This is a genomic window from Corallococcus exercitus (genome assembly GCF_042231735.1).
GTDB classification, from domain to species: domain Bacteria; phylum Myxococcota; class Myxococcia; order Myxococcales; family Myxococcaceae; genus Corallococcus; species Corallococcus exercitus_B.
The window spans coordinates 7,168,258-7,189,681 of the sequence record NZ_CP102577.1; the positions used below are offsets into that span (position 1 = coordinate 7,168,258).

General features: G+C 71.5%; 21 protein-coding genes. 12 read left to right on the forward strand and 9 right to left on the reverse strand.

The genetic code is table 11. The features are described from left to right. Positions 1 to 124 precede the first annotated feature (124 nt). Positions 125 to 958 carry a dienelactone hydrolase family protein gene (locus NR792_RS28770; protein ID WP_375755898.1) on the forward strand — a complete coding sequence of 278 codons (834 nt, stop codon included), beginning with the start codon at positions 125 to 127 and terminating at the stop codon, positions 956 to 958. A gap of 29 nt (positions 959 to 987) precedes the next feature. Here NR792_RS28770 and NR792_RS28775 read toward each other — a convergent pair whose 3' ends face one another. Then, complete coding sequence (locus tag NR792_RS28775) at positions 988 to 1,614, reverse strand: CAP domain-containing protein (RefSeq protein WP_375755899.1); 627 nt, start codon at positions 1,612 to 1,614, stop codon at positions 988 to 990. Between the two features lie 114 nt (positions 1,615 to 1,728). Here NR792_RS28775 and NR792_RS28780 point away from each other — a divergent pair, with 114 nt between their 5' ends. The 3 genes from NR792_RS28780 to NR792_RS28790 all read left to right on the forward strand — a co-directional run bounded on the left by NR792_RS28780 (position 1,729) and on the right by NR792_RS28790 (position 3,646). Then, positions 1,729 to 1,941 carry a hypothetical protein gene (locus NR792_RS28780; RefSeq protein ID WP_375755900.1) on the forward strand — a complete coding sequence of 71 codons (213 nt, stop codon included), beginning with the start codon at positions 1,729 to 1,731 and terminating at the stop codon, positions 1,939 to 1,941. Positions 1,942 to 1,949: 8 nt separating this feature from the next. Continuing rightward, positions 1,950 to 2,627, forward strand: a complete 678-nt coding sequence (locus NR792_RS28785) for a tetratricopeptide repeat protein (protein WP_375755901.1) — start codon at positions 1,950 to 1,952, stop codon at positions 2,625 to 2,627. 80 nt (positions 2,628 to 2,707) lie between these two features. Beyond that, entirely contained in the window at positions 2,708 to 3,646 is a 939-nt protein-coding gene (locus NR792_RS28790) for a hypothetical protein (protein WP_375755902.1), read from the forward strand. Here NR792_RS28790 and NR792_RS28795 read toward each other — a convergent pair. The 4 genes from NR792_RS28795 to NR792_RS28810 all read right to left on the reverse strand — a co-directional run bounded on the left by NR792_RS28795 (position 3,640) and on the right by NR792_RS28810 (position 9,806). Next, positions 3,640 to 4,293: a CAP domain-containing protein gene (locus tag NR792_RS28795; RefSeq protein WP_375755903.1), complete on the reverse strand. Its 654-nt coding sequence runs from the start codon at positions 4,291 to 4,293 to the stop codon at positions 3,640 to 3,642. The genes NR792_RS28790 and NR792_RS28795 overlap by 7 nt on opposite strands. An 87-nt stretch (positions 4,294 to 4,380) precedes the next feature. Beyond that, complete coding sequence (locus NR792_RS28800) at positions 4,381 to 5,709, reverse strand: DUF1552 domain-containing protein (RefSeq protein WP_375755904.1); 1,329 nt, start codon at positions 5,707 to 5,709, stop codon at positions 4,381 to 4,383. Then, positions 5,706 to 7,349 carry a DUF1592 domain-containing protein gene (locus NR792_RS28805; RefSeq protein ID WP_375755905.1) on the reverse strand — a complete coding sequence of 548 codons (1,644 nt, stop codon included), beginning with the start codon at positions 7,347 to 7,349 and terminating at the stop codon, positions 5,706 to 5,708. The genes NR792_RS28800 and NR792_RS28805 overlap by 4 nt, the downstream gene beginning before the upstream one ends. 315 nt (positions 7,350 to 7,664) lie before the next feature. Further along, positions 7,665 to 9,806: a M3 family metallopeptidase gene (locus NR792_RS28810; protein ID WP_375755906.1), complete on the reverse strand. Its 2,142-nt coding sequence runs from the start codon at positions 9,804 to 9,806 to the stop codon at positions 7,665 to 7,667. Between the two features lie 171 nt (positions 9,807 to 9,977). Here NR792_RS28810 and NR792_RS28815 point away from each other — a divergent pair, with 171 nt between their 5' ends. The 5 genes from NR792_RS28815 (at position 9,978) to NR792_RS28835 (ending at position 15,057) form a co-directional block, all read left to right on the forward strand. After that, a complete protein-coding gene (locus NR792_RS28815; RefSeq protein ID WP_375755907.1) occupies positions 9,978 to 10,871 on the forward strand; it encodes a hypothetical protein in 894 nt (297 codons plus the stop codon). 18 nt (positions 10,872 to 10,889) lie between these two features. Next, positions 10,890 to 11,267, forward strand: coding sequence for a hypothetical protein (locus NR792_RS28820; protein WP_375755908.1), 378 nt, complete (start codon positions 10,890 to 10,892; stop codon positions 11,265 to 11,267). 12 nt (positions 11,268 to 11,279) lie between these two features. Next, a complete protein-coding gene (locus tag NR792_RS28825) occupies positions 11,280 to 11,816 on the forward strand; it encodes a hypothetical protein (RefSeq protein WP_375755909.1) in 537 nt (178 codons plus the stop codon). A 175-nt stretch (positions 11,817 to 11,991) separates the two neighbouring features. Then, positions 11,992 to 13,452 carry a DHA2 family efflux MFS transporter permease subunit gene (locus tag NR792_RS28830; protein ID WP_375755910.1) on the forward strand — a complete coding sequence of 487 codons (1,461 nt, stop codon included), beginning with the start codon at positions 11,992 to 11,994 and terminating at the stop codon, positions 13,450 to 13,452. Between the two features lie 153 nt (positions 13,453 to 13,605). Further along, entirely contained in the window at positions 13,606 to 15,057 is a 1,452-nt protein-coding gene (locus tag NR792_RS28835; protein ID WP_375755911.1) for a sialidase family protein, read from the forward strand. A gap of 141 nt (positions 15,058 to 15,198) precedes the next feature. On the opposite strand, the gene infC is transcribed toward NR792_RS28835, so the two are convergent. Beyond that, entirely contained in the window at positions 15,199 to 15,948 is a 750-nt protein-coding gene (gene infC, locus NR792_RS28840; protein WP_375761710.1) for a translation initiation factor IF-3, read from the reverse strand. A gap of 278 nt (positions 15,949 to 16,226) precedes the next feature. Here infC and NR792_RS28845 point away from each other — a divergent pair, with 278 nt between their 5' ends. After that, positions 16,227 to 17,411: a trypsin-like serine protease gene (locus NR792_RS28845; RefSeq protein WP_375755912.1), complete on the forward strand. Its 1,185-nt coding sequence runs from the start codon at positions 16,227 to 16,229 to the stop codon at positions 17,409 to 17,411. 108 nt (positions 17,412 to 17,519) lie between these two features. Beyond that, entirely contained in the window at positions 17,520 to 18,122 is a 603-nt protein-coding gene (locus tag NR792_RS28850; RefSeq protein WP_375755913.1) for a transglycosylase SLT domain-containing protein, read from the forward strand. Positions 18,123 to 18,233: 111 nt separating this feature from the next. Here NR792_RS28850 and NR792_RS28855 read toward each other — a convergent pair whose 3' ends face one another. Continuing rightward, complete coding sequence (locus tag NR792_RS28855) at positions 18,234 to 18,485, reverse strand: hypothetical protein (RefSeq protein ID WP_375755914.1); 252 nt, start codon at positions 18,483 to 18,485, stop codon at positions 18,234 to 18,236. Between the two features lie 233 nt (positions 18,486 to 18,718). Then, the gene (locus NR792_RS28860; RefSeq protein WP_375755915.1) at positions 18,719 to 19,207 is read right to left on the reverse strand and encodes a hypothetical protein; all 489 of its coding nucleotides are present in this window, start codon (positions 19,205 to 19,207) and stop codon (positions 18,719 to 18,721) included. Positions 19,208 to 19,448: 241 nt separating this feature from the next. Between NR792_RS28860 and NR792_RS28865 the strand changes: the two genes are divergently transcribed. Beyond that, a complete protein-coding gene (locus tag NR792_RS28865; protein ID WP_375755916.1) occupies positions 19,449 to 19,907 on the forward strand; it encodes a DUF2267 domain-containing protein in 459 nt (152 codons plus the stop codon). 19 nt (positions 19,908 to 19,926) lie between these two features. Here the strand turns inward: NR792_RS28865 and NR792_RS28870 are convergent, their stop codons facing one another. Beyond that, entirely contained in the window at positions 19,927 to 21,420 is a 1,494-nt protein-coding gene (locus NR792_RS28870; RefSeq protein WP_375755917.1) for an HAD-IG family 5'-nucleotidase, read from the reverse strand. Positions 21,421 to 21,424: the final 4 nt, after the last annotated feature.

Here is a 21,424-nt window from a genome sequence, read left to right on the forward strand (position 1 = left end):
CGCTTCGTCCGGAGCTTCAACGCACTGGCGCCTCCGCCCTCACCGCGCTACGCCCGGAAGCGCACGCGGAAGCGGGCCGGGAAGCCCGGGCCCGGAAAGGACACGGACGACGATGAGGCCGGACATGAAGAGGCTCACGTGGGTGCTGGCGGCGGCGCTGATGCTGGGCGCCTGCGCGACGGGCAGGCCGGCGGAGGTGGCGCGCACGCCGTCCGCCACGGGCGCCGTCTCCGAGGAGGAGTTCAAGGCCATGCACACCCTGCGCAAGGACGCCGCCCCCGAGCGCAAGGGCCAGCAGGTGGAGCTGTCCGACGGCTCCAAGGCCTACCTGACCCTGCCGCCGAACGCGAAGGGCCCCCTGCCCGCCATCATCGTCATCCACGAGTGGTGGGGCCTCAACGAGCACGTGCAGGCCTGGGCGGACCGGCTGGCGGCGGAGGGCTACGCGGCGCTCGCGGTGGACCTCTACCACGGCAAGGTGGGCACCAACCCCGACGAGGCGCTCGCCCTGGTGAAGCAGGTGGACGCGGACCAGGCCACCAAGACGCTGCTGGCCGCGCACGCGTTCCTCAAGGGCGACCCGCGCATCCAGGCCCCGCGCACCGGCAGCATCGGCTGGTGCTTCGGTGGCGGCTGGTCACTGCGCACCGCCATGGCCATCCCGGAGCTGAGCGCGGCGGTCCTCTACTACGGCCACCCGGTGACGGACCCGCAGGAGCTGTCCACCATCAAGGCGCAGGTGCTGGGCATCTTCGGCACGAAGGACAAGTCCATCCCGCCGGAGACGGTGCAGGCCTTCGAGAAGGCCCTGGCCGAGGCCAACGTGCGCAGCCGCGTCGTGGAGTACGACGCGGACCACGCCTTCGCCAACCCGTCCGGCGCCCGCTACGACGCGCGCGCCGCAGCGTCCGCCTGGGCGGAGACGTCCGCGTTCCTCGCGCGCACGCTCAAGCGCTGAAGGTTCGCGGGAGCAGGGGCCAGCGGCCCTCAGTACGGACGCTGGCCCGGGTAGTTGCCCGGGGGCGCGTAGTTGCACACCCAGAAGTCCCAGGTGGTGCCGCCGACAGGCGAATTGCCGGTGCAGCGCTTCGTGGCGCAGCCCAGGCGGCGCGTGTTGCGCCACACCACCTGCGTGTAGTGGCCGCACTTGCCGGCACCCGCGCGGCAGGTGTTGCTCGCGTAGTCGTAGTCCGCCGCCTCGCTCACCCAGTCCTGCACCGCGCCCTTCGCGTCCCAATGCCCCGGCGTGGCGGCGGCGATGTTCTCCCCCGCGTTGCCCCGGCCGGCGTTGTGGTCGTAGATGCATTGGTCCGCCCACTTCTGGGCGACCTCCGCCACCGCGGGGTCCCACGTGAGCGGCTCCAGCGCGGGGGACGGCGTGGGCTTCGCGGCGGCGCGGGCCGCGTTGTGGGCCTCCAGCATGTCCCGCGCGAACTGCGTCAGCTCCACGGTCCCCGCGTCGGTGCCGGTGCCACCGTCTTCCTGAAGGCCTCCATCGAGCCCCGCGTCCGCGGTCGAGTCGTCCGGGTCCCCATCAGGGATGCAGGCGAGCAGGAGGAACGGGGTGAGCAGCGCGGCGGCGGACAGGGGGCGGAAGCGGGAAGGGCGTCGCATGGGAGGGATTATCCGCGCGCGGGTGGGTGTGCGGGCAAGCGGACAGGGAGGCTGCCGGGATGGGGAGGGCCCGGTGCCCCGTGCTAGGGTCGGGACCCGGTCAGGAGACGCGACATGAGCCACGACGAATCCCGCGCGCGGAAGATCCAGACAGCCCTTGAAGGGAACGATGAGTTCAGCACCTTCTCCATCGACCCGGACATCAAGAAGCTGAAGATGAAGCTGGACCTCCAGTCCCAGGCGCAGCAGCAGCAGTCCGGCCGCCCGGAGACCGCGCCCAGGTCGGGCATGTTCATGCGGCTGTTCCACAAGATGTTCCGGGGTTGAGGGGCACGATGGCGAAGGAGTCCTACCGCGCGCAGTGGGAGCGCTCGCGGGCGTATCTGGAGACGGGGGACCTGGGGCTCGCGCTCCAGGAGCTGCGGGACGCGCTGACGCTGGCGCCGGACGACGCGGTCCTCTGGGAGGAGATCTTCAACCTGTCGCTGCTCGGGGGGCTCACGCAGAACGCCCTGGCCGCCGCGCTGCGGCTGCGGAAGCTGGAGCCGGAGAACCCCAACTTCATCGGCCTGCACGCCATGGCCGCGCTGCTCGCCGGCAAGCTGACGGAGGCCCTGCCCCTCTTCGAGGAAGTGCTCCGGCGCGACCCGGAGTCGGTGGAGGCCCGCAGGCAGCTCGCGCGGGCGCTGGACATCGCGGGCCAGCGCGGCCGCGTGCGCATGCTCCTGGAAGAGGCCGTCGCGCGGGCGCCCACGGACACGGGCGCGCCCAACGACCTGGCGGTGCACTACCTGGAGCACGTTCCGGAGGAAGGCCCGGCGCTCGCCCAGCGTGTGCTGGCCCCGGTGCTGGAGGCGCACCCCGAGGACCCCACCACGCACTTCAACCTGGCGCTGGCGCTGCGCCTGGGGGAGCCGGCGAAGGCCCGCCACCACGCGGAGCAGGTCCTCAAGGGGAGTGACAAGGAGCTGCGCACGAAGGCCCAGCAGCTCCTGACGATGATTCCGGCCTGAGCCCGGGTCAGGATGCGCCGGGCACCCGCGTCCCCGGCGCCATGGATTTCCAGAGACAGACCCTGAAGACCCCCGGCGCCGTGGCCTCCCTGTGCTGGAGCGGCGACGCGCTGGTGGACCCGGTGGGCGGAATGGTGCGCTACGGCCTGGACGGCGGCACCGACGACCCGCACGTGCGCTACGCCTACCGCTTCGACCGCGCGGTGGTGTCGCCCGACGGCCGCTACAGCGTGCTGTACGAATCGCTGGGGACGGCGGGGCTGCTGCTCGAAGGCACGCGCGTGGTGCGGCAGCTCATGCGCGACTTCTACCAGGCGCACGTCCACGACTATCCGGTGGCCCTGCACACGCTGCCCAGCGGACGCACGCTGCTCGCGCACTGCCCGGAGTCGTACTGCGTGGTGGAGCTGGAGGACGCCGCCACGGGCGAGCGCCTCACGAAGCGCGACAACACGCCCACGGACATCTTCCACTCGCGGCTCCAGTTCAGCCCGGACGGGCGCTACCTGGCGAGCGCGGGGTGGATCTGGCACCCGGTGGACGCGGCGTCGGTGTTCGACGTGCCCCGCGCGCTGGAGGAGCCCGCGTCGCTGGACAGCGCCGAGCTGATGGAGGGCGTGGAGAACGGCATCTTCCTCACGTCCGTGGCCTTCGGGGCGCGCGACACGCTCGTCTTCGTGCGCATCGAGGAGTCCCGTGATGACGCCGCGTTCTTCCTGGGCACGTACTCGCTCACGGAGAAGAAGGTGCTGTCGGAGGTGGAGCTGGAGGAGCCCGCGGGCCCGCTGATGGTCGTGGACGCGGAGCACGTGGTGGACTTCTTCGGCCACCCGAAGCTCGTGTCCCGCGCCACCGGCCGCGTCGTGCGGCGCTGGGAGGACCTGGACACGGGGAAGGTGCTGGGCAGCATGCGCAGCCACCTGCCGCCCCCGCCTCCCTTCGCGATGGACGCCGCGCACCGCCGCTTCGCCGTGGGCACGGCGAGCGGCATCGAGGTCGTCACGCTCGCGGCTCAGTAGGGCTTCTCGCCCACCCAGTTGCCCGGCGGCGCGTAGTTGCACACCCAGAGCTGCCACGTCTTCACGTTCCCGCCGAAGGGCGAGTTCTTCGTGCACAGCCGCGTCGCGCAGCCCACCGCCTTCGTGGTGCGCCACACCACCTGCGTGTAGTGCCCGCACATCTTCCCGGCCTTGCACTTGCCGGAGGCGTAGTCGTAGTCAGCGGACTCGTCCGCCCAGCCCTTCACCACCTGCGCGGTGGTCCAGGTGTCCGGCGTCGCGGCGGCCAGGTTCTCTCCGAAGCTGCCCCGGTCCGGGTTGTGCTCGAAGCGGCACTCCTTCACGTAGGCCTCCGCCTTGCGCGCCGCCTCGTCGGACCAGGTGAGCGCGGGCAGCGCCGGCTTCGGCGTGGGCCGCGAGGCCTTCGCCCGCGCCTCGTTGTGCGCGGCCACCATGTCCCGCTTCAGCTCCGCGGCGGACGGCACCGGCTTGCGCGTGCCCTCCGGCGGCTTCGGCGTGGCCGAGGGGACCTTGCGCGCGGCGGCGTTGGCCGCGGCCTGCTTCGTGGAAGAGGACACCGGGCGCTGCGCGTTCGCGCTGGAGCCACAGCCGAGCAGCGGGGCCAGCAGCAACACGGCGAGTCCGCGAGGGAACACAGGAAGGGCCATGCGCGGAATCATTCCGCATGCGCGCCCCGCGTGCAGCCGAACTGAGCGGGGCAGGCGGCCCCCGGGGTGCCCGAGCGCCTTCCTGCCCTACGCGCCCAGGCCAGGCAGGGGCCCCGTGCCGTCGTCCCCGAAGGTCGTCGCGGGCACGCCGAACATGTTGAGCAGGGAGATGTAGAGGTTCGCCAGCGGCTGGCCCTCGTAGCGGAGGTGGCGGCCCGGAGCGATGGCGCCGCCCGCGCGGCCCGCGAGCAGGATGGGCAGGTTCTTGTGCTCGTGCATGTTGCCGTCGGCGATCTCACTGGAGAAGTACACGGCGCTGTGGTCCAGCAGCGTCCCGCCCTCCTCCTGCACGCCCTTCATGCGCTGGAGGAGGTACGAGAACTGCTCCACCTCCCACTTGTCTATCTTCACCAGCGCGTCGTAGTTGGCCTGGGCCTTCTGGTGGTGCGAGTACGCGTGGTGTTCACCGGACAGCCCCAGGAACGAATACACGCGCTGACTGCGCGCGTTGCCCAGCATGAAGGTGCACGTGCGGGTCAGGTCGCACTGGAACGCGAGCACGATGAGGTCCAGCATCGCCTTCGTCTTCTCGCGCACGTCCTCGGTGTCCGCGGGCGCCACGGCGGTGCCGCACGTGGGGCCGGCGCCGTCCATCGCGTTCACGCGCAGCTCCAGCTCGCGCACGCCGGTGAAGTACTCGTCCAGCTTGCGCCGGTCGGTGGTGCCCAGCTTCCCCTGGAGCGCCTTCGCGTCGTCGCGCACGGAGTCGATGATGCTCAGGCCGTACGCCTTGCGCTTCGCCAGTTCCTCCTGCGTGACGCCCGGGTCGAAGTCCGCGAACAGCCGCTCGAAGGCCGCGCGGGGCTTCGTCTCCTTGGGCACGGGCGTGGACGGCCCCGCCCACGCGATGTTGTTCGCGTACGGGCACGCGTAGCCGGAGTCGCAGTTGCCGATGCCCCGGCCCTGGTCGATGCCCAGCTCCAGCGACGGGTAGCGCGTGTGCTTGCCCACCGCGTTCGCCAGCACCTGGTCCATGGAGATGCCGGTGCGGATGTTGGTGCCCTCCGTCTTGCGCGCCTTCACGCAGGACAGGAACGCGGCCGTCGCGGCGGCGTGGTGGCCGTCGCCATCCGGCCTGCCGGGCAGGTTGTCCACGCCGCTCAGCACCAGCACGTCCCCCTTCACCGGCGCCAGCGACGCGAGCGTGGGCGTCAGGGACCACTCCGCGCCCACGCCCCCGGGCGTCCACTTGGGCATGTGGATGCCGCAGGGCGTGTAGAAGGCCACGAAGCGGCGAGGGGCCGCAGTGGCGGCGCGCGCCGTGCGCGGGCGCATGACGTCCAGCAGGGGCAGCGCCATCAGCGCGCCCATGCCACGCAGGAGCGTGCGGCGGGACAGGGCAGGGGTGCGGTTCATGGCTTGGGTCCCTCCGCCTCGCCACGCCGCTGCAGGAACGCGCCGCTGCGGACGATGGCGAGGATGTAGTCGGTGAGGCGGCCGCCCCGGCCTTCCGCCTGCTGGGAGATGTCGCGCACGGTGCAGCGGTCCTCTGCTTCCGCGCCGCGCCCGAGCGCGTACGTGAGCAGGTGGCGCGTCATGCACGCGGACAGGTCCGGGTCCTGCTTCACCACCGCGCGCAGCTCCACCACGCCCTGGAACGTCTTGCCCCCGGGCAGCTCGCCGCTGGAGTCCACCTGCGCGCCGCCTTCCTCCTTCGTGCGCCAGCGGCCCACCGGGTCGAAGTTCTCCATGCCGAAGCCCAGCGGATCCATCAGCGTGTGACAGCCCGAGCAGCCCGGGTTCGCGCGGTGCTCCGCCATGCGCGCCTTGATGTTCAGCGTGGGGTCCACCGCCGGGGCCAGGCCGCCCGCGTCGGGCGGTGGCGGGGGCGGCGCCTTGCACAGCAGCTGCTCCAGCACCCAGACGCCGCGCTTCACCGGGGACGTGCGGTCCGGGTTGGCGGTGACGGTGAGCAGCGAGCCCTTCCCGAAGAGGCCCGCGCGCTCCGGGTGGTCCGTCAGCTCCACGCGCGTCATCGCGGTGGTGCCCGGCTTGGGCAGGCCGTAGTGCGCCGCCAGCCGGTCGTTCACGTAGGTGAAGGGCGCGTCCAGCAGGTCCTTGAGGCGGTGGTCGCCGGTGATGAACTCGTGGAAGACGAGCTGCATCTCCTGGCGCATGGCCTCGCGCAGCGGTTCGTCGAAGCCGTAGCGCGACACCGGCTGGGCGAAGTCGAGCGCGCGCGTGTAGAGCCACTGGCCCGCGAAGTTGTCCACCAGCGCGCGGGCCTTGGGGTCCGCCAGCATGCGCCGCACCTGCGCCTCCAGCACCTCCGGCTCGTGCAGGTGGCCGGCCTCCGCCACCTGGAGCAGCGCCTCGTCCGGCATGCTGCTCCAGAGGAAGTAGGACAGGCGGCTCGCCAGCTCCAGGTCGCTCACGGGGTGCGGCGCGGTGGACGTGGGAGAGGGGTCCAGCTCCACGCGGAAGAGGAAGTGGGGCGACACCAGCACCGCGCGCAGCGCCAGCTTCACGCCCACCTCCGGCGCGTCACCGTGCCGCCGGGCCAGCGTGACGAAGGCGACCAGGCGCTCCACCTCCTCGGCGGTGACGGGCCGGCGCCAGGCGCGGCGCGCGAAGGTCTTCAGCAGCTGGCGCGCGCACGGCTCCGGCTGGGCGGGGTCGAGCACGCAGGCCCCGAACGCGCCCCGCGCCCACGCGGCCTCCACCAGCGCCTGCGCCGCGTGCGAGTACTTCTCCATCAGCAGCGGGGACATGCTGAGCACGTCCGCGTTGTTGTCGAAGCCGAAGCCGTGGTCGTCCGGCGGGAACTCGCTCGCGGGCGAGCCCGTGTCGCCCAGCAGGTCGCGCACGGTGTTGTCGTACTCCGCGCGGTTGAGGCGGTGCAGCGTGACGCGGCCCGGGTCGCGCACCGCCGAGCGGCACTGCGCGTCGTGCGGATCCGTGGGGCCGCCGGGCGCGTCCGGCCCTGGCAGCACCCGTGCCTTGGGTGGAGAATTGTTGCAGCTCGCGGCCAGCACCACCGCCGCCGCGAGGCCCATCCTCCGCCATCTCCGACCACAGGCCGTCACCGCGTGCACGCCTCCTCCGGGCCTCGAAAGGGCCCCGGTGGGCGCGCTCCAAAGCAAGACCCTCACCAGCCCGGACGTGACGACAGGCCGACGCCCGGCTCCGTCCCCGGGGTGGGGATGGGCACGCGCGGGGGACAGGGTGGGGAAGGGGAGTTCCGCGACCGGGCAGTGCCTGGGTTCGCGAAGGCACCGCGCGCCGACGCCTGCCCCGGAGGGCGGGTCAGGCGGCGCGGCACTCCCGGAAGCAGGCAGGACGTCCGGCCCGCTTCCGGGGATGCGACCGCGCTACTTCGTTTCCTTCGCGGTGCCCGTCGTCTTCGGGGCGCCGTCGAGGTACGCGCGGTAGGCCTCGAAGGCGTACGGCCGGCCGAGGAAGTCCTTCACCTGCTCCGCGGCGGGCTTGGAGCCGCCGGGCTCCAGCACCGTCTTGCGGTAGTGCATGGCCGTGTCGCGGTCCAGGTAGCCGGTCTCCTGGAACTTCGACTCCAGGTCCTTCGCGATGACGGAGGACCAGAGGTACGTGTAGTACGCGGCCGAGTACCCATCCAGGTGCCCGAACGCGAGCTCGAAGTGGGTGCCGTCACGGTACTCGTGGCGGAAGGGGGACAGCTTCTTCTGCAGCTCCGCGAGCACCGCGGTCGTGTCGAAGCCCGGCGCGCGCGAGTAGTACTGGAGGCTCACCGCGGACAGGAACAGCTGGCGGCGCGCGAACAGGCCCTGGCCGAACTCCTTCGACGCGCGCAGCTTCTCCACCAGCTCCGCGGGGATGGGCTCGTTCGTCTCGTGGTGCTTGGCGAAGCTCTTGAGCACCTCCGGCTGCTCGGCCCACTGCTGCAGCAGCATGGACGGCGTCTCCACGAAGTCGCGCTCCATGGAGATGCCGGAGATGGGCGTCCACTTCTGGTGGCCGGAGAAGATGGTGTGCATCAGGTGGCCGAACTCGTGGAAGAACGTCCCCACCTCGTCGTGCGTCATCAGGTCGCCGGGGCGCGGGAAGTTGCACACCAGCACGGCCTCCGGCAGCCGCTTGCCCTGCTCACCCGTGACCAGGTCGAACTGCGCCGCGTGCTTGTACTTGTCGTCGCGCGGGTGCATGTCCAGGTAGATGCGGCCCAGCGGCTTGCCGTTGTCCACGACGTCGTACGCCTCCACGTCGGCGTGCCACGTCTTCGCGTCCTTCACCGGCTGGAAGGCCACCCCCCACAGGCTGGAGGTGATGCCCATGACGCCGTCCTTCACCCGCGCGTACTCCAGGTAGGGCCGCACCGCCTGCGAGTCGAACCCGAACTTCTCCGCGCGCAGCCGGTCCTCGTAGAAGTCCTGGTCCCAGGGCTCCACCACGGTGGCGCCGCGCACGTCCTTCTTCTTGCGCGCCAGCAGGTCCGCCATCTCCTTCTTCGCGCGGGCCTCCGTGGCCTGCGCCAGCTGGTCGATGAAGTCCGCCGCCGCCTGCTGCGTGCGCGTCATGCGCGTTTCGGTCGTGAAGGCCGCGTAGCTGTCGTAGCCCAGGAGCTTCGCCAGCGCGTTGCGCTTCTCGATGAGCTGCGCGAGCACCGCCTGGTTCTTGGGGAACGCGCGCTGACGGTAGGTGCGCCACAGCTTCTCGCGCGCCTTCGCGTTCTTCGCGTACGTCATGAACGGGAAGTAGTCCGGGTAGTTGCTGGTGATGACCACCTTGCCGTCCGCGCCGGGCGCGTGCGCCTTCTTGTAGTCCTCCGGCAGCCCGTCCAGGTCCTTGGGCGTGAAGGCCACGCTGCGCGTGTCCTCCGCGATGTTCTGCCCGAACTGCTGGCCCAGCTTGAGAATCTCCTCGTTGAGCGTCTTCACCTGGGCGCGCGTGGCCTCATCCCGGTCCACACCCGCGCGGCGGAAGTCCAGCAGCGTGCGGCTCACCCAGTGCTGCGTGGGCGCGTCCGCCTTGGACAGGTCCACCAGCGACAGCGCGTCATAGACGCCGCGGTCCTGCGACAGCGCCACGTTGGCCGCGTCCACCTGCTGCTCGCACTCGCGGGACGCGTCGCGCATGGCGGCGTCCGGGTGCACTTCATGCGTGAGGCTGGAGCGGTTGGCCGCGTTGATGAGCGCCGTCTGCGCCTCGTTGTACGCCTTGAGGACGGCCTGGCCGTTCGTCTTCGGATCCAGCTTCTTCAGCGCGGCCACCTGCGCCTGCGCGCGCTCCAGGTCCGCCTTGCACAGGGCCTTGTAGGCGTCCGGCGTGCCGGCCAGCGGCTCGGAGCCCTTGACGGGCGCCACCTGGGGCTTCGCCGCGTTGGCGGCGACGCGGGCCATGGCCTCGCGGTTCTGGGTGATGCTGCCGTTGGAGCAACCCGTCGCGGCGAGCGCCGCCACCACGGTGAGCGCGGGGATTTTCAAGGGGACTTCCTCCACAAGGGGAACGACCTGCTTCGCGGGCCCGTCATGCCACATCCCCGCCCCTCCGCGCCCGTCCGCCGTGAACAGTCAGCCAGCCCCCCCCGGGACCGTCCGGATGCCCGGGTGCCCCCCTGACGCACCCCGCCTTGTGTCCCGTCCAGCCGGCCGGTAATTCCGCGCTCGCCTCGAATTCTTGGAAGTTGTCCTGGCCGGAGGGTGAAACGGATGCGCAAGGCACTGGGTGGTGCGGTCGCGGCGTTGCTGCTGTGGGGCTGTGGGGGCGCGGGCACGGAGGCGCCGCCGGCGTCTCCCGAGGGGCTGTCACTCACCTCCGGGACGGGGCTGACCGAGGGCACCTGGGCGCACGACGGGCAGACGGTGTCCTTCGCCTCGCGTGAGGTGGAGCCCGGGGTGTACCGCCTGGAGGTGCGCATGCACGGCATGACGCTGACGGGCCTGATGGACCCGGCGTCGGGCGTGTCCACGCTGGACGGCTTCGCGGACGCGAACACGCAGGACACGCAGGTGGTGGACCAGGACCGCCAGGTGCTGAGCGCGTTCTACGGGGCGCTCAACCAGGGGCTGCCGCAGGGTGACGCGGCGGCGCCGGAGGCCATGTACCTGCGCCGCGCGGTGGGCCTGTGGGCGCAGCAGCCCACGAGCGTCACGCTCAAGCGCACCGTGATGGGCGAGCAGGGCCGCGGCTACACGATGCTGTGCAGCTACGCGAAGTGCGGCGGCAGGAACACGGGCAGCTGTGGCGGCACGTACAACTGGTACTCGTACGCGAAGCACGACTGCAACCAGGGTGGCTTCGACAACGCGCGCAACCAGCAGATCGCCCAGCTGGGTGACCACACGACGTGCAGCGGCGACGAGTACTACCTGAACGGCGGCAGCTGGGTGTGCGGCGAGCCGGACCACTGGTCGCGCCCCAAGGTGATGGGCAACTGCTTCGGCCGCTGCGGCGGCGGCTGCGGCGGCGACACCCAGTACACGCTGGACGCCACCAACCACGACGGCTGCGTGCGCAACGGCCACATGCTGGCGTCGGGCTACTGCGATGACCAGTTCATGTCCGCGTCGGACGATGAGCTGTTCGCGCCCAACTGCTACTGAGGCTGGATGGGACGCGCGGTGAGACACGCGGCGGGGGCGGCGGGGCTGTGGCTCGCCGCGCTCGCCGTGCTCGGTTGTCCGTCCACGACGTCCTCCAAGGCGGAGGCCGGGGAGGCGGTGGTGCGCCGCTTCTTCCAGGCCCTGCCGTCGGGGGACTGCGCGGTGCTGGGCCCCATGCTGGTGACCGGGCAGGGCGTGCCTCCGTGCGAGGAGACGGTGGAGGACCTGCGCGAGCACGGCATGGGCCTGGTGGACGTGCTCGACGCGAAGGTGGATGGGCGCAACCCGGACGCGGTGCTCGTGCGGGCGCGCGTGTCGCAGGGAGGAACGGAGCGCTCGGAGCCGTTCCTCTTCCGGGTGGAGCGCCAGGGTGACGGCTGGCGCCTTCGGTTGTAGGGGGGGTGGACGATGCGGAACCGGGAACGGGTGATGCTGGGGAGCGCGGGCGTGCTGGTGGCCGCGCTCGTTGCCGTGCTTCTGCTGTGGCCGGCCCGGGAGGCGCCGTCCCCCTCCGCCGCGTCCCCGGTGCCGAACGCGGGCCCCGGCCCGGTGACGGCGGCCCAGGTCGCGCCGAAGCGCGCCGTGCCGGTGCGGACGCCGGACCCCGCGCCGCCCCACGCCACGGTGGTGCCGCCCGCCCCCGGGGACGTGCCGCCGGAGCCGGAGGTGGCCAACGCGCCGCCGCAAGCCAACGACCCCATCGTGGAGGAGCAGCCCCAGACGGCGCGCTGGAAGCTGGAGAAGACGGAGCACATCGCCACGCTGCTGGGGCGGGACGTGTCGCGGCTGGAAGGCGAGCGGCAGGAGGCGAAGGCGCGCGGGGACAGGGTCCGCGTCGAACAGGTGGACGCGCTGCTCCAGCGCCACCGGGTCCGGCTGGACGAGCTGCGTGAAGAGGCCCGCACCCTGGCCGAGGCCGCCCGGAACGAGCCCCCGGCGCCCTGAGGCCACGAACCTGTCCGACAGTCGGACAGGTATGGACGGTGCCCGCCCGCCTGCCCTCCGGACGGCTCGCCGTGCCCTCTTCACCGGTGAGCCCTCACCGCTTCGCGCTGGGAGTACGAGCGCTTCTGCCGTGCGCCTCCGCGCCTTCACAGGGGCGTGACAGGCGTGGTGCGGCATGCGCATAGAAAAGGACGTGTCCGTTTCCACCGCGACTGCTTCCACCGGGCCCTCCAACACGTCCTCCTCCCGAGGCACCCGGCTGGCCTCCATCGCGGTCGCCAGCGCGCTGTTCATGGAGTTCCTGGACTCCACGGCACTGTCCACCGCGCTGCCCACGCTGTCCGTGGCGTTCGGCACCGACCCCGTCCACCTCAAGCTCGCGCTGACGTCGTACATCCTGGCCCTGGCCGTGCTCGCGCCCGCGAGCGGGTGGATCGCCGACCGCTTCGGTCCGCGCCGCGTCTTCATGACCGCCATGGTCGTGTTCCTCGCGGGCTCCGTGCTGTGTGGCTTCTCCCAGACGCTCGCGCAGCTGGTCCTCGCCCGCACCGTGCAGGGACTGGGGGGCGCGTTGATGACGCCCGTGGGCCGGCTCATCGTCGTCAACTCGGCGCCGCGCGAGAAGCTGGTGTCCGCGATGAGCTGGTTCACCATGCCCGCGCTGGTGGGGCCGCTGTTGGGTCCGCCGCTCGCGGGCCTCATCCTGGGCGTGGCGGACTGGCCGTGGATCTTCTTCATCAACGTGCCGGTGGGCCTCTTGGGCATGTGGGCCGTGGCGCGCTTCGTGCCCCCGCTGAAGCAGCCGGACCCCGGCCCCTTCGACATGAAGGGCTTCGCCATCGCCGTGGTCGCCATCACCGCGCTGATGGGCGCGGCGGAGACGGTGGGCATCGGCCTGGTGCCGTGGCCCGTGCAGGTGGGCATCACGCTGGTGGCGGTGGGGGCGCTCGCCGCCTACGTGCGGCACGCGCTGCGCACGCCGCGCCCGGTGCTCAACCTGCGCCTGTTCCAGGTGGACACCTTCCGCGCCAGCATGGTGGGCGGCGCGCTGGTGCGCATCGGCCTGGGGGCGACGCCCTTCCTCCTGCCGCTGCTCTTCCAGGTGGCCCTGGGCTGGGGGCCGCTGGAGGCGGGGCTCGTCACCATCGGGACGGGGCTGGGCGCCTTCATGTGCAAGCCGGTGGCGCCCGCGCTCATCCGCCGCGTGGGCTTCCGCCAGACGCTCATTGCCTCCAACCTGCTCACCGCCGCGCTGACGGCCGTGCCCGCCTTCTTCGGCCTGGGGACGCCCATCCCGTTCATCATCGTCACGCTCGTGTGCAGCGGCTTCATGCGCTCCCTGCAGTTCACCGCCACCAACACGGTGGCCTACGCGGACCTCCCCAAGGAGGCGGTGAGCAACGGCTCCACCCTCGCGGTGGTGACGCAGCAGATGGCGCTGAGCGTGGGCATCAGCTTCGGCGGCCTGATGCTGCACGTGGCGCGCGGCGGCGGTGACGTGCGCCTCACGCCGGACCGCTTCGTCCTGCCGTTCCTCGCCATTGGCATGGTGTCGTCTCTGGCCGGGCCGCTCTTCCGCCGGCTGCGTCCGGACGCGGGCGAGCACATCGGCGGCAGGGCCGCGGCGCGCGGCTGAAGCGTTCAGCGAACGACGCTCCCCGCGTTGCAAGGCTTCCGCGCGGGCCCTCTTCGAGGAGCAGGCGGGCAGGCGGCGCCTCTTTTTCCCACCTTCTTTCGCCCCTCCCCGCCCACCAGTTTCCCGGCGAGGAATCCAACAGAGGGGGTGGGAATGGGTTGGGCAGCACTCACAGGACTCTTGCTGGCGGGCATGACGGCGGCGACACCGCCCACGGCCATCCCGGTGCGAGGCGGCAATGCGCTGACGTTGCCCGCGCACCGGCACATCGTGCGCGTGTCCCGCAGTGAGGGCTCCGTGCTGCTCACGGCCGTGCAGCAGGGCGGACAGGACGGGCACGGCCTGCGCCTGTTCCGCAGCGACAACGGCGGCGGCAGCTGGAAGCTGGAGGGCGTCATCCGCGACGGCTCCACCTACGACCGCGCGGACCTGGTGGTGGTGGGCAAGGACGTGGCGCTCGTCTACGCGGTGGAGACGCCGGACAGCCAGGGCATCGGCGGCTCCACGTCCCGCGACGTGTACTTCCAGTGGTGGCGCTACAGCGCGTCCAAGAACCGCTGGCTGCCGGACACGCCCGTGCGCGTCTTCGACTCCACCAGCTCCAGCACCGCGTACTACCGCGCGGAGCTGGCGCGCGACTCCAAGGGCCGGCTCTGGGTGCAGGCCTTCTTCCGGGAGAAGGACGCCAGCAACACGCTGGTCATCTCCGTCAGCAGCGATGGCGGCTCCACCTTCCGCACGCAGTCCGCGCTGGCGCGTGACATCTCCAAGCGCGGCGGCGGGCGGCTCATCAGCCTGGGCAGCCGGCTGATGATGCTGTGGAGCTCGCACGACGGCCGCGACACCACGCACTACCGCATTCGCGACGACAGCGCGTCCGTGTCCAGCTGGTCCTCCACGCGCACCGCCTTCTCCGACGGCATCTACCACGGCGCCGCGATGAGCGCGGTGGCGGACGGGAATGGCGGCCTGCACCTGGTCTACAAGGACAACTCCGAGCGGCTGATGTACCGCCGCTTCAACGGCTCCAGCTTCGGCTCCGCGGTGAAGGTGCTGGAGGACGGGGACTGGGCCACGCAGCCCGCGCTCGTGCGCTCGGGCAGCAGCCTGTACGTCTTCTACAACCAGCCGCGCAGCGACGGCTCCGGCTACCGGCTGTGGGTCCGCGCGCTGTCCTCCAGCGGCAAGCCGGGCGCGGGCAAGGAGCTCGCGTCGGTGTCCGGCTTCGCGGGCTACCCGGCGGCGCCGGACGTGCTGCCCTCGGGCGTGCCGCTGGTGTGCTTCTTCGGCATCGAGCCGTCCTCCGGCTCCAGCTACCGGCTGTCCTTCTTCTCCACCAGCGCGTCGTCGCTCAAGTCCCAGGCCGTCGCGGCGAAGCAGGCCCCGGCGGACGACGGACAGGACGTCCACGGCTTCACCGCCACCGGCGGCTCCGGGTTCGAGCCTCCGCAGGACCCCGGCACGCTGGTGAGCGCCGCGGCGAGCCCCTCCCAGCAGGCGATGGCCGCCGGGTGTGGCGGTGCCAGCGCGATGCTCGCGGTGGGCGTGACGTTCATCCTGATGGAGTGGGGCCGCCGCCGGCGCACCCGGGTCCTGCCCGGCTAGCGGGGCAGGGCTTCCCCCAGGGCCTTCCCTGGACGGCGCGGTCCGCGGAAACGAACGCGGGCGGTCTCCCCGGGACACACCCCGAGGGGCACCGCCCGTGGGCGCGTCTCCCGGCGAGGGGAGACGCGAGCGTGCGTGCGGCTACGTCGTCGCGGGCGCGGCGTCCGGCGCTTCGTCCGTGTCGCTGGCGTCGCTGTCGCCACCGCCGTCGGCGTCCACCGGCGCCGTGGAGGCAGCGTCCGCACCCGGCGCACCCGGCGCCTGGGGCTTCTTGCCCGCGCCAGGGGGCGGGGACTTGCGGGCGGCCGCAGCGGCCTGCCGCGCCTGCTCGCGCGCCTTCTGCGCGACCTTGGGCGTGGGGGCCAGGATCATGTACATCTGCCGGCCTTCCATGCGCGGCAGCTGCTCCGCCACCGCCACGTCCTTCAGGTCCTTGATGACGTCATCGAGGATGGCGCTGCCCAGCTCCTTGTGCGTGATTTCACGCCCGCGGAACTGGATGACGACCTTGGCCTTGTTGCCCTCTTCGATGAACCGGCGGGTGTTGCGCACCTTGAACTCGTAGTCGTGCTCCTCCGTCTTGGGACGGAGCTTCACTTCCTTGAGCTGGATGACCACCTGGGTGCGCTTCGCGTCCGAGGCCTTCTTCTTCTCCTCGTACTTGAACTTGCCGTAGTCCATGATCTTGCAGACCGGCGGCTTGGCCATCGGGCTGACTTCGACCAGGTCGAGCGACTCGGAGCGGGCCCGTTCCAGCGCCGCCTCGATGGTCATGACCCCGAGCTGCGAACCGTCGGAGCCCACGACACGGACTTCCCGCGCGCGGATGCGGCGGTTGGTTCTCTGGTCCCGGTTGGGACCCCGGCTGCTGTTTCTCTGTTCGCGAATGATGTGAACATCCTCCAAAAAGGGTTGCAGACCCACCACCCGTGAAGATGTGGCGGGCCACTCGATGTGGCAGTCCCCTCCGGCGGAGAAGGCAGGCAGACAAGCCTTCCGCCCCTCGGGGCAGGGAGACGTGCAACGGACTCTATCCGGTTCACGTCCCCCGGGGGCAAGGTAACGCGGGGCACCCCCCATTCCCATGACCCCTGTTGCCTATGATGCGCCCCATGGCGAAACGGTCCACCGCGTCCGCTCGGCAACCGACAGGATGCCGACCCCCGGGGGTGGTTGCGCTCGCCGCCTCCCTGGTGCTCGGCTGCCTGCCCTCCTGTGGCCCGGCCGCCCCCGAGCCCCCCGGGCAGGCCTTCCACTCCCGGAGTCCGGGCCTCGTCCATGGCACGGACGCCCCCGGGGACGGGGCGGCGGTGGCGCTGGTGGCCCGGCGCACGCGCTGCGGAGGGGAGCCGCCGGTGCTCCTGTGCTCGGGAGCCCTCATCGCCCCGGACGTGGTGCTGACGGCGGCGCACTGCCTGGCCGTCTTCGGGGAGGCGGGCCCCTATGAGGTCTTCCTGGGGCCCACCTTGCTCCCGGAGCCGGGGCCCGGAGGGCGGTTCGTCCGGGTCACCCGGGCGGTGGCCCACCCGGGCTACGTCCCGGCCACGCACGCCTGGGACGCCGCCCTCCTGCGGCTGGCGGTGCCGGTGACGGACGTCCCGCCCTTCCGGCTCCCCGGGGGAAGCGACGTCCCGGTGGCGCCGGGAGACCCGGTGCGGGCGGTGGGCTACGGGGACACGAAGGACGCGTCCCGGCCCTCGGGCCAGCGGCGCCAGGGAGGGCTCCAGGTGACGGGCGTCACCGCCAGCGCCTTCCAGGCCGGCCCCGCTCCAGCCATGACCTGCGTGGGGGACAGCGGGGGCCCGGTGCTGGGCGGCCCGCCCGGGAACGAGGTCCTCCTGGGGCTCACCGTCAGCGGCGACGTGGCCTGCCGGACGGAGGCCGTCCAGGTGCGGGTGGACGCGCTGGGGGACTTCCTCCGCCCCTTCCTGGAGGAGGCTCCACCCCCGGCCCCATCCTCCCCGCTCCCCCTGGACGCACTGTGTCAGGAGGCCTGCGCCGGCGACGCGGACTGTCCCTCCGGGCTGCTGTGCGTGGCCGCGGGGGACGCCCCCGCCCGGTGCCTCCTGCCCGCGCTCCAGGCCGGGACCTATGGCGCGGCCTGCACGGAGGACGCCGCCTGCGGCGCCCGGGGCGTGTGCGCCCGGCTGGAGGTGGACGGCGACGACGCCTGCCGCTGCTTCACCCCCTGCGAGGCCCCCGTCGATCCCCAGACACCAGGGGACGAAACTCCCGGGAGCGACAGCGGGTGCGCCAGCGGCCCCGGAGGCCTGGGCGCTCCACTCGCCGTCCTGCTGGGGCTGTTCTGGCGGCAGGCCCACCGGAAGGTTCCACGAAGTCGGTTCCGGGCATGACTGCGCGTGAAAGCGCCTACAAAACCGCAAGTGTAGGCGAAACTCCGCGACCCCACTTCCGAGAATCAGGCATCGACGTTTTCGGCAATCACAAAGGTCCTTCCCCCCATGGACTACAAGATCAAGTCGGGCGACACGCTGAGCGCGCTGGCCAGGCGCTTCAACACGGACGTGGATTCGCTGGTGAAGGCGAACCCGAACATCACCAACAAGGACCTCATCTACGCGGATGCGACGCTCAACATCCCGGGCGGCAAGGATGAGTTCCAGGCGCAGGGTGCCACCAAGGGGCCGGACCTGACGGGCGGGACGCAGCAGACGCAGGGCTCGCAGGCCGTGGGTGACGTGCCCCCGGGCCAGGTCGGTGATTGGATCAAGCAGGCCATGGACATCCTCAAGGCCAACGGCGTCCCGGCGGACAAGATGAACCCCCAGGACATCGCGAAGATCATCCAGCACGAGTCCAGCGGGAACCCGAACGCCATCAACCTCTGGGACTCCAACGCGAAGAAGGGCACGCCCTCCATCGGCCTGATGCAGACCATCCAGCCGACGTTCGACTCCTACAAGCTCCCGGGCCACGACAACATCCGCAACCCGGTGGACAACATCATCGCCGGCGTCCGCTACTCCATTGCCCGCTACGGCTCCGTGTCCAACGTCCCCGGCATCCAGGGCCTCAACAGCGGCAGCGGCTACGTCGGTTACTGACCGGCGCTCAAGGGCCAGACGCACCGCGCCCCGCGGTGGAAGGCGGTCCCCTCACGAAGAGGGCACTTCCGTCTCCCACGCGGGGCGTCGTCATTTCAGCGGCCTTCGCGCTCAGCCCCCGTGCAGCCGGGACCGGTCGCGCGGGCCGCCCGCGCGCTTGATGTGAATCTGGCTGGGCGCCTTCTTGCGCCCCTTGAGCCCGGTGCCCCGGTTGTTGCGCTTGGGGCCGTGGTCGCCAGCGGCGGGGCCCAGCGTCACGCGCTTCAGGGCCTTCTGCATCATCAACTCTGCCGCGTCGTCACGAGGCAGCGTCTTGCGCCCATTGCTGGCCTGCACACTGGCCTGGGCCGCATGAGGATCCACGCGTCGTCTGTTCTTGATACCTGCCACTCGGGTCCGCACGGACATGAAGTCCTCCTTTGGACTGAGGTAGGGACCCCGGCGGGGTGTTGCCATCCCTGGCGACGGGCGGGACAGGGGCCGCTCCGGGAGCATGCGGAACGCGGGCGCCCGGTGGCGCGGGATGACAGGGAGCACGCGGGCGGCGGCGTCCCAGGGCGGGAATCACGCCGGGCACGGCCGGTACCACGCGGCACTCAGGTGAGGTCTTCGTTGTCGCGGCGGGCGCGCTTCTTCGCCTTGGGCTTGCCGGACTTGCCCGCCGTCTTCGCCTTCGCCTTCTGCTTGCTCGCGGGCTCCGGCGGGAACAGCCAGCCGTCCTCGGGGCGGGGCTGGGAGGCGTTCACCGGCTCGATGTGCTGGCCGCGGCAGCCGCGGCACCAGGACTGCGGACGGCGCTGGCCCCGGCTCATGATGCGGAAGCCGAAGTCCTGCTCCGTGGGCCCCACGTGGCCACAGCGCGGGCAGCGCGTCATGGACGTGGTGCCCGTCTCCTTGGCCTTCTCCCGCCCGTGCTCCACCACCAGCGCCAGCGCGGCGGCGAACCCCAGCTTGCGCTCCGACGGGACGTGGAACTGACGCGCGCGCTTGCCCCGGCTCATCACGGGCAGGAGGTCCAGGCCTCCCAGGAGGTTGCGCTGCTCCAGGACTCGCGACGGAGACGATGGCGGGGTCGAGTGGCTCACGCGATCATTTCTACGCGAGGGGTCTGACATGCCCGGTTCACGCCCCGGTCCGCCAGGTCCCCCTCCGTTCGGAGGTCTGGACACGCGTTCAGTAACCCCTGGCATTTCCAGGAGATTCCCCCGGCGGCCGGGCGGGGGTGGGGCGTCTGGGGGCGGGGCCCGCCTGCCTGCCGGGCGCTGACCGGGGTCCCGGTGCCCACCTTCCGGGAGGTCCCGTCCCCCCATCGCCCGAGGTGTGCCCATGGCCCAGGCCCACGAAACCGACACCGAGAAGCAGGAGCGCCACGCGCGGCGCCACGAAGCCCACGTCCGCGCCACCTACGCGGCGTTCATCCGACACCTGTGCGAGCTGAGCGCCCTGCCCCCCGCGCTCGCGGAGTGCGCCGCCGTGTCGGTGCTGAGCGCGCTGGAGCGCCGGCTCATGCCCAACGGGGCGCGCAACCTGGAGGCCCAGCTGCCCCGGATGCTGGTGGAGTTCCTGCCGCCCCCGGAGGAGCGCCCCCCGCGCCCTCACCGCTTCGGCCGCGAGGAGATGGTCGCGACCGTGGCGGAGGACCTCCAGATGCCGGTGGACCAGGCGGAGGTGGTGGTCCGCGCGGTGCTGCGCGCCTTCCAGGATCAAATCACCGAAGGCGAGGCGGACAAGGTCGCGAGCAACCTGCCCGCGGACCTTCAGGCCCTCTGGCGCCTCACGCAGTAGGCGCCAGCCGGCCGCGGAGCTACTCCGCGGGGCCGCTGCCCGCGCCATCCCCGGTGGTGAACACTGGGGTGCCGCCGGGGAGGCTGGGGTCGTGCGGGAGGCTGCCGCGCGGGCTGCGCAGGTAGACGAACGGCGTGGCGAAGAGGAAGTTGCTCACGCGCGACGTGTAGATGTCCGCGTAGCGCTCCACCTGCCGCGCCAGGTGGCTCTTGTCATTGCCGGCGCGGGTGAGCAGGCCCCAGTGCGGGTTGGACAGCTCGCTGGCCGCGCGGGCCATGGGGCCCAGCTCCGCGTCCAGCGCCTCCAGCTCCGAGCGCAGCTCGGAGAGGCGCGTCACCAGCTCGCCCTCCGTGACGTCCGTGCGCGGGCCGTACTGGAGGCGCCGGCGCTGCAGCTCCAGGCGCACCTGGCAGCTCTCCGCCTCCAGGCGCTCCTTCTTGAGCATGCGCTCGCCAATGCGCACCTCGGTGGCGCGGAAGGCGGCGATGGCGCGCACCTCGTCCTCCAGCTCGCGCAGGATGAGCGCGGTGCGCCAGCGCAGCACGTTCTTGGTGACGTGCACGTCGCCGAACATGTGGTCGCCCACGTAGAGGATTTCGTCGCCGGACAGGCCCAGGTGCCGCTCCAGCTCCAGCGCGCTGCCGCCGAAGTAGGGCTTGTACTTGTCCAGGGGGCCGGAGTGCGGACGCAGGAGCGCCTCGCCGTTGGCCTCCACCACCTCGAAGAGGGTGGAGCGGGTGGTGAAGAACTCGGGCTTGCGCGCGCTGACGATGACGACGTCGAAGAGCTGGCGCCAGGTCATGCCCTCGGGCAGGTGCCGGTCGAAGGCGAAGTGCATCATGGGCTCCGTGTAGGCCCACTCGCTGTTGGTGATGAGCAGCAGCTTCTTGCCGGCGTTCTTCTGGTCCAGCAGCGCGAGCGGCGTCTCCGGGTCGTCGATGACGTAGCGCTCGGGGTCCGCGATGATTTCAGCCTTGAGGCGCCCCTGCATGTGCGTGGCGTCCAGGTTCTTGCGCACGTGCTCGTAGAGGTCCGCGTAGCCCATGGGGCCGGGGAGCTGGCCGGCGTCCAGGCGGTCCACGAGCTGCGCGTAGATGCAGGCCTCGGAGAGGGAGAACAGCGTGTTGAGGAACACCCAGCGCCGGTCCGCCAGGTCGATGACGGTGCGGTTGTAGGCCTCGCGCTGGGACTCGAAGTCCATGGCGCGGCTGCCGTGGAGGGCCTTCTTCACGAAGCCGAAGCGGTTGGCCTTGAGGAGGTTGCCCTTGGCGGTGTCGATGATGAGGCCGCGGATGGCGAGCATCGGATCGAACGTCAGGTCGGCCACGGGCCAGCCCTGCTCCACCAGCCGGTCGCGAATGTATTCGTAGGCGCGGCGTTCCCACGCTTCCACGCGGTAGTGGATGAGCGTGTAGTCCATGTCGTAGCCCACGGCCTTGATGGCGCGCATGTTGAGGGTGCGGTTGCAGAACAGGCCGCGCTCGGGCGGGGGACCGGAGAAGTGAGGACGCATGGGA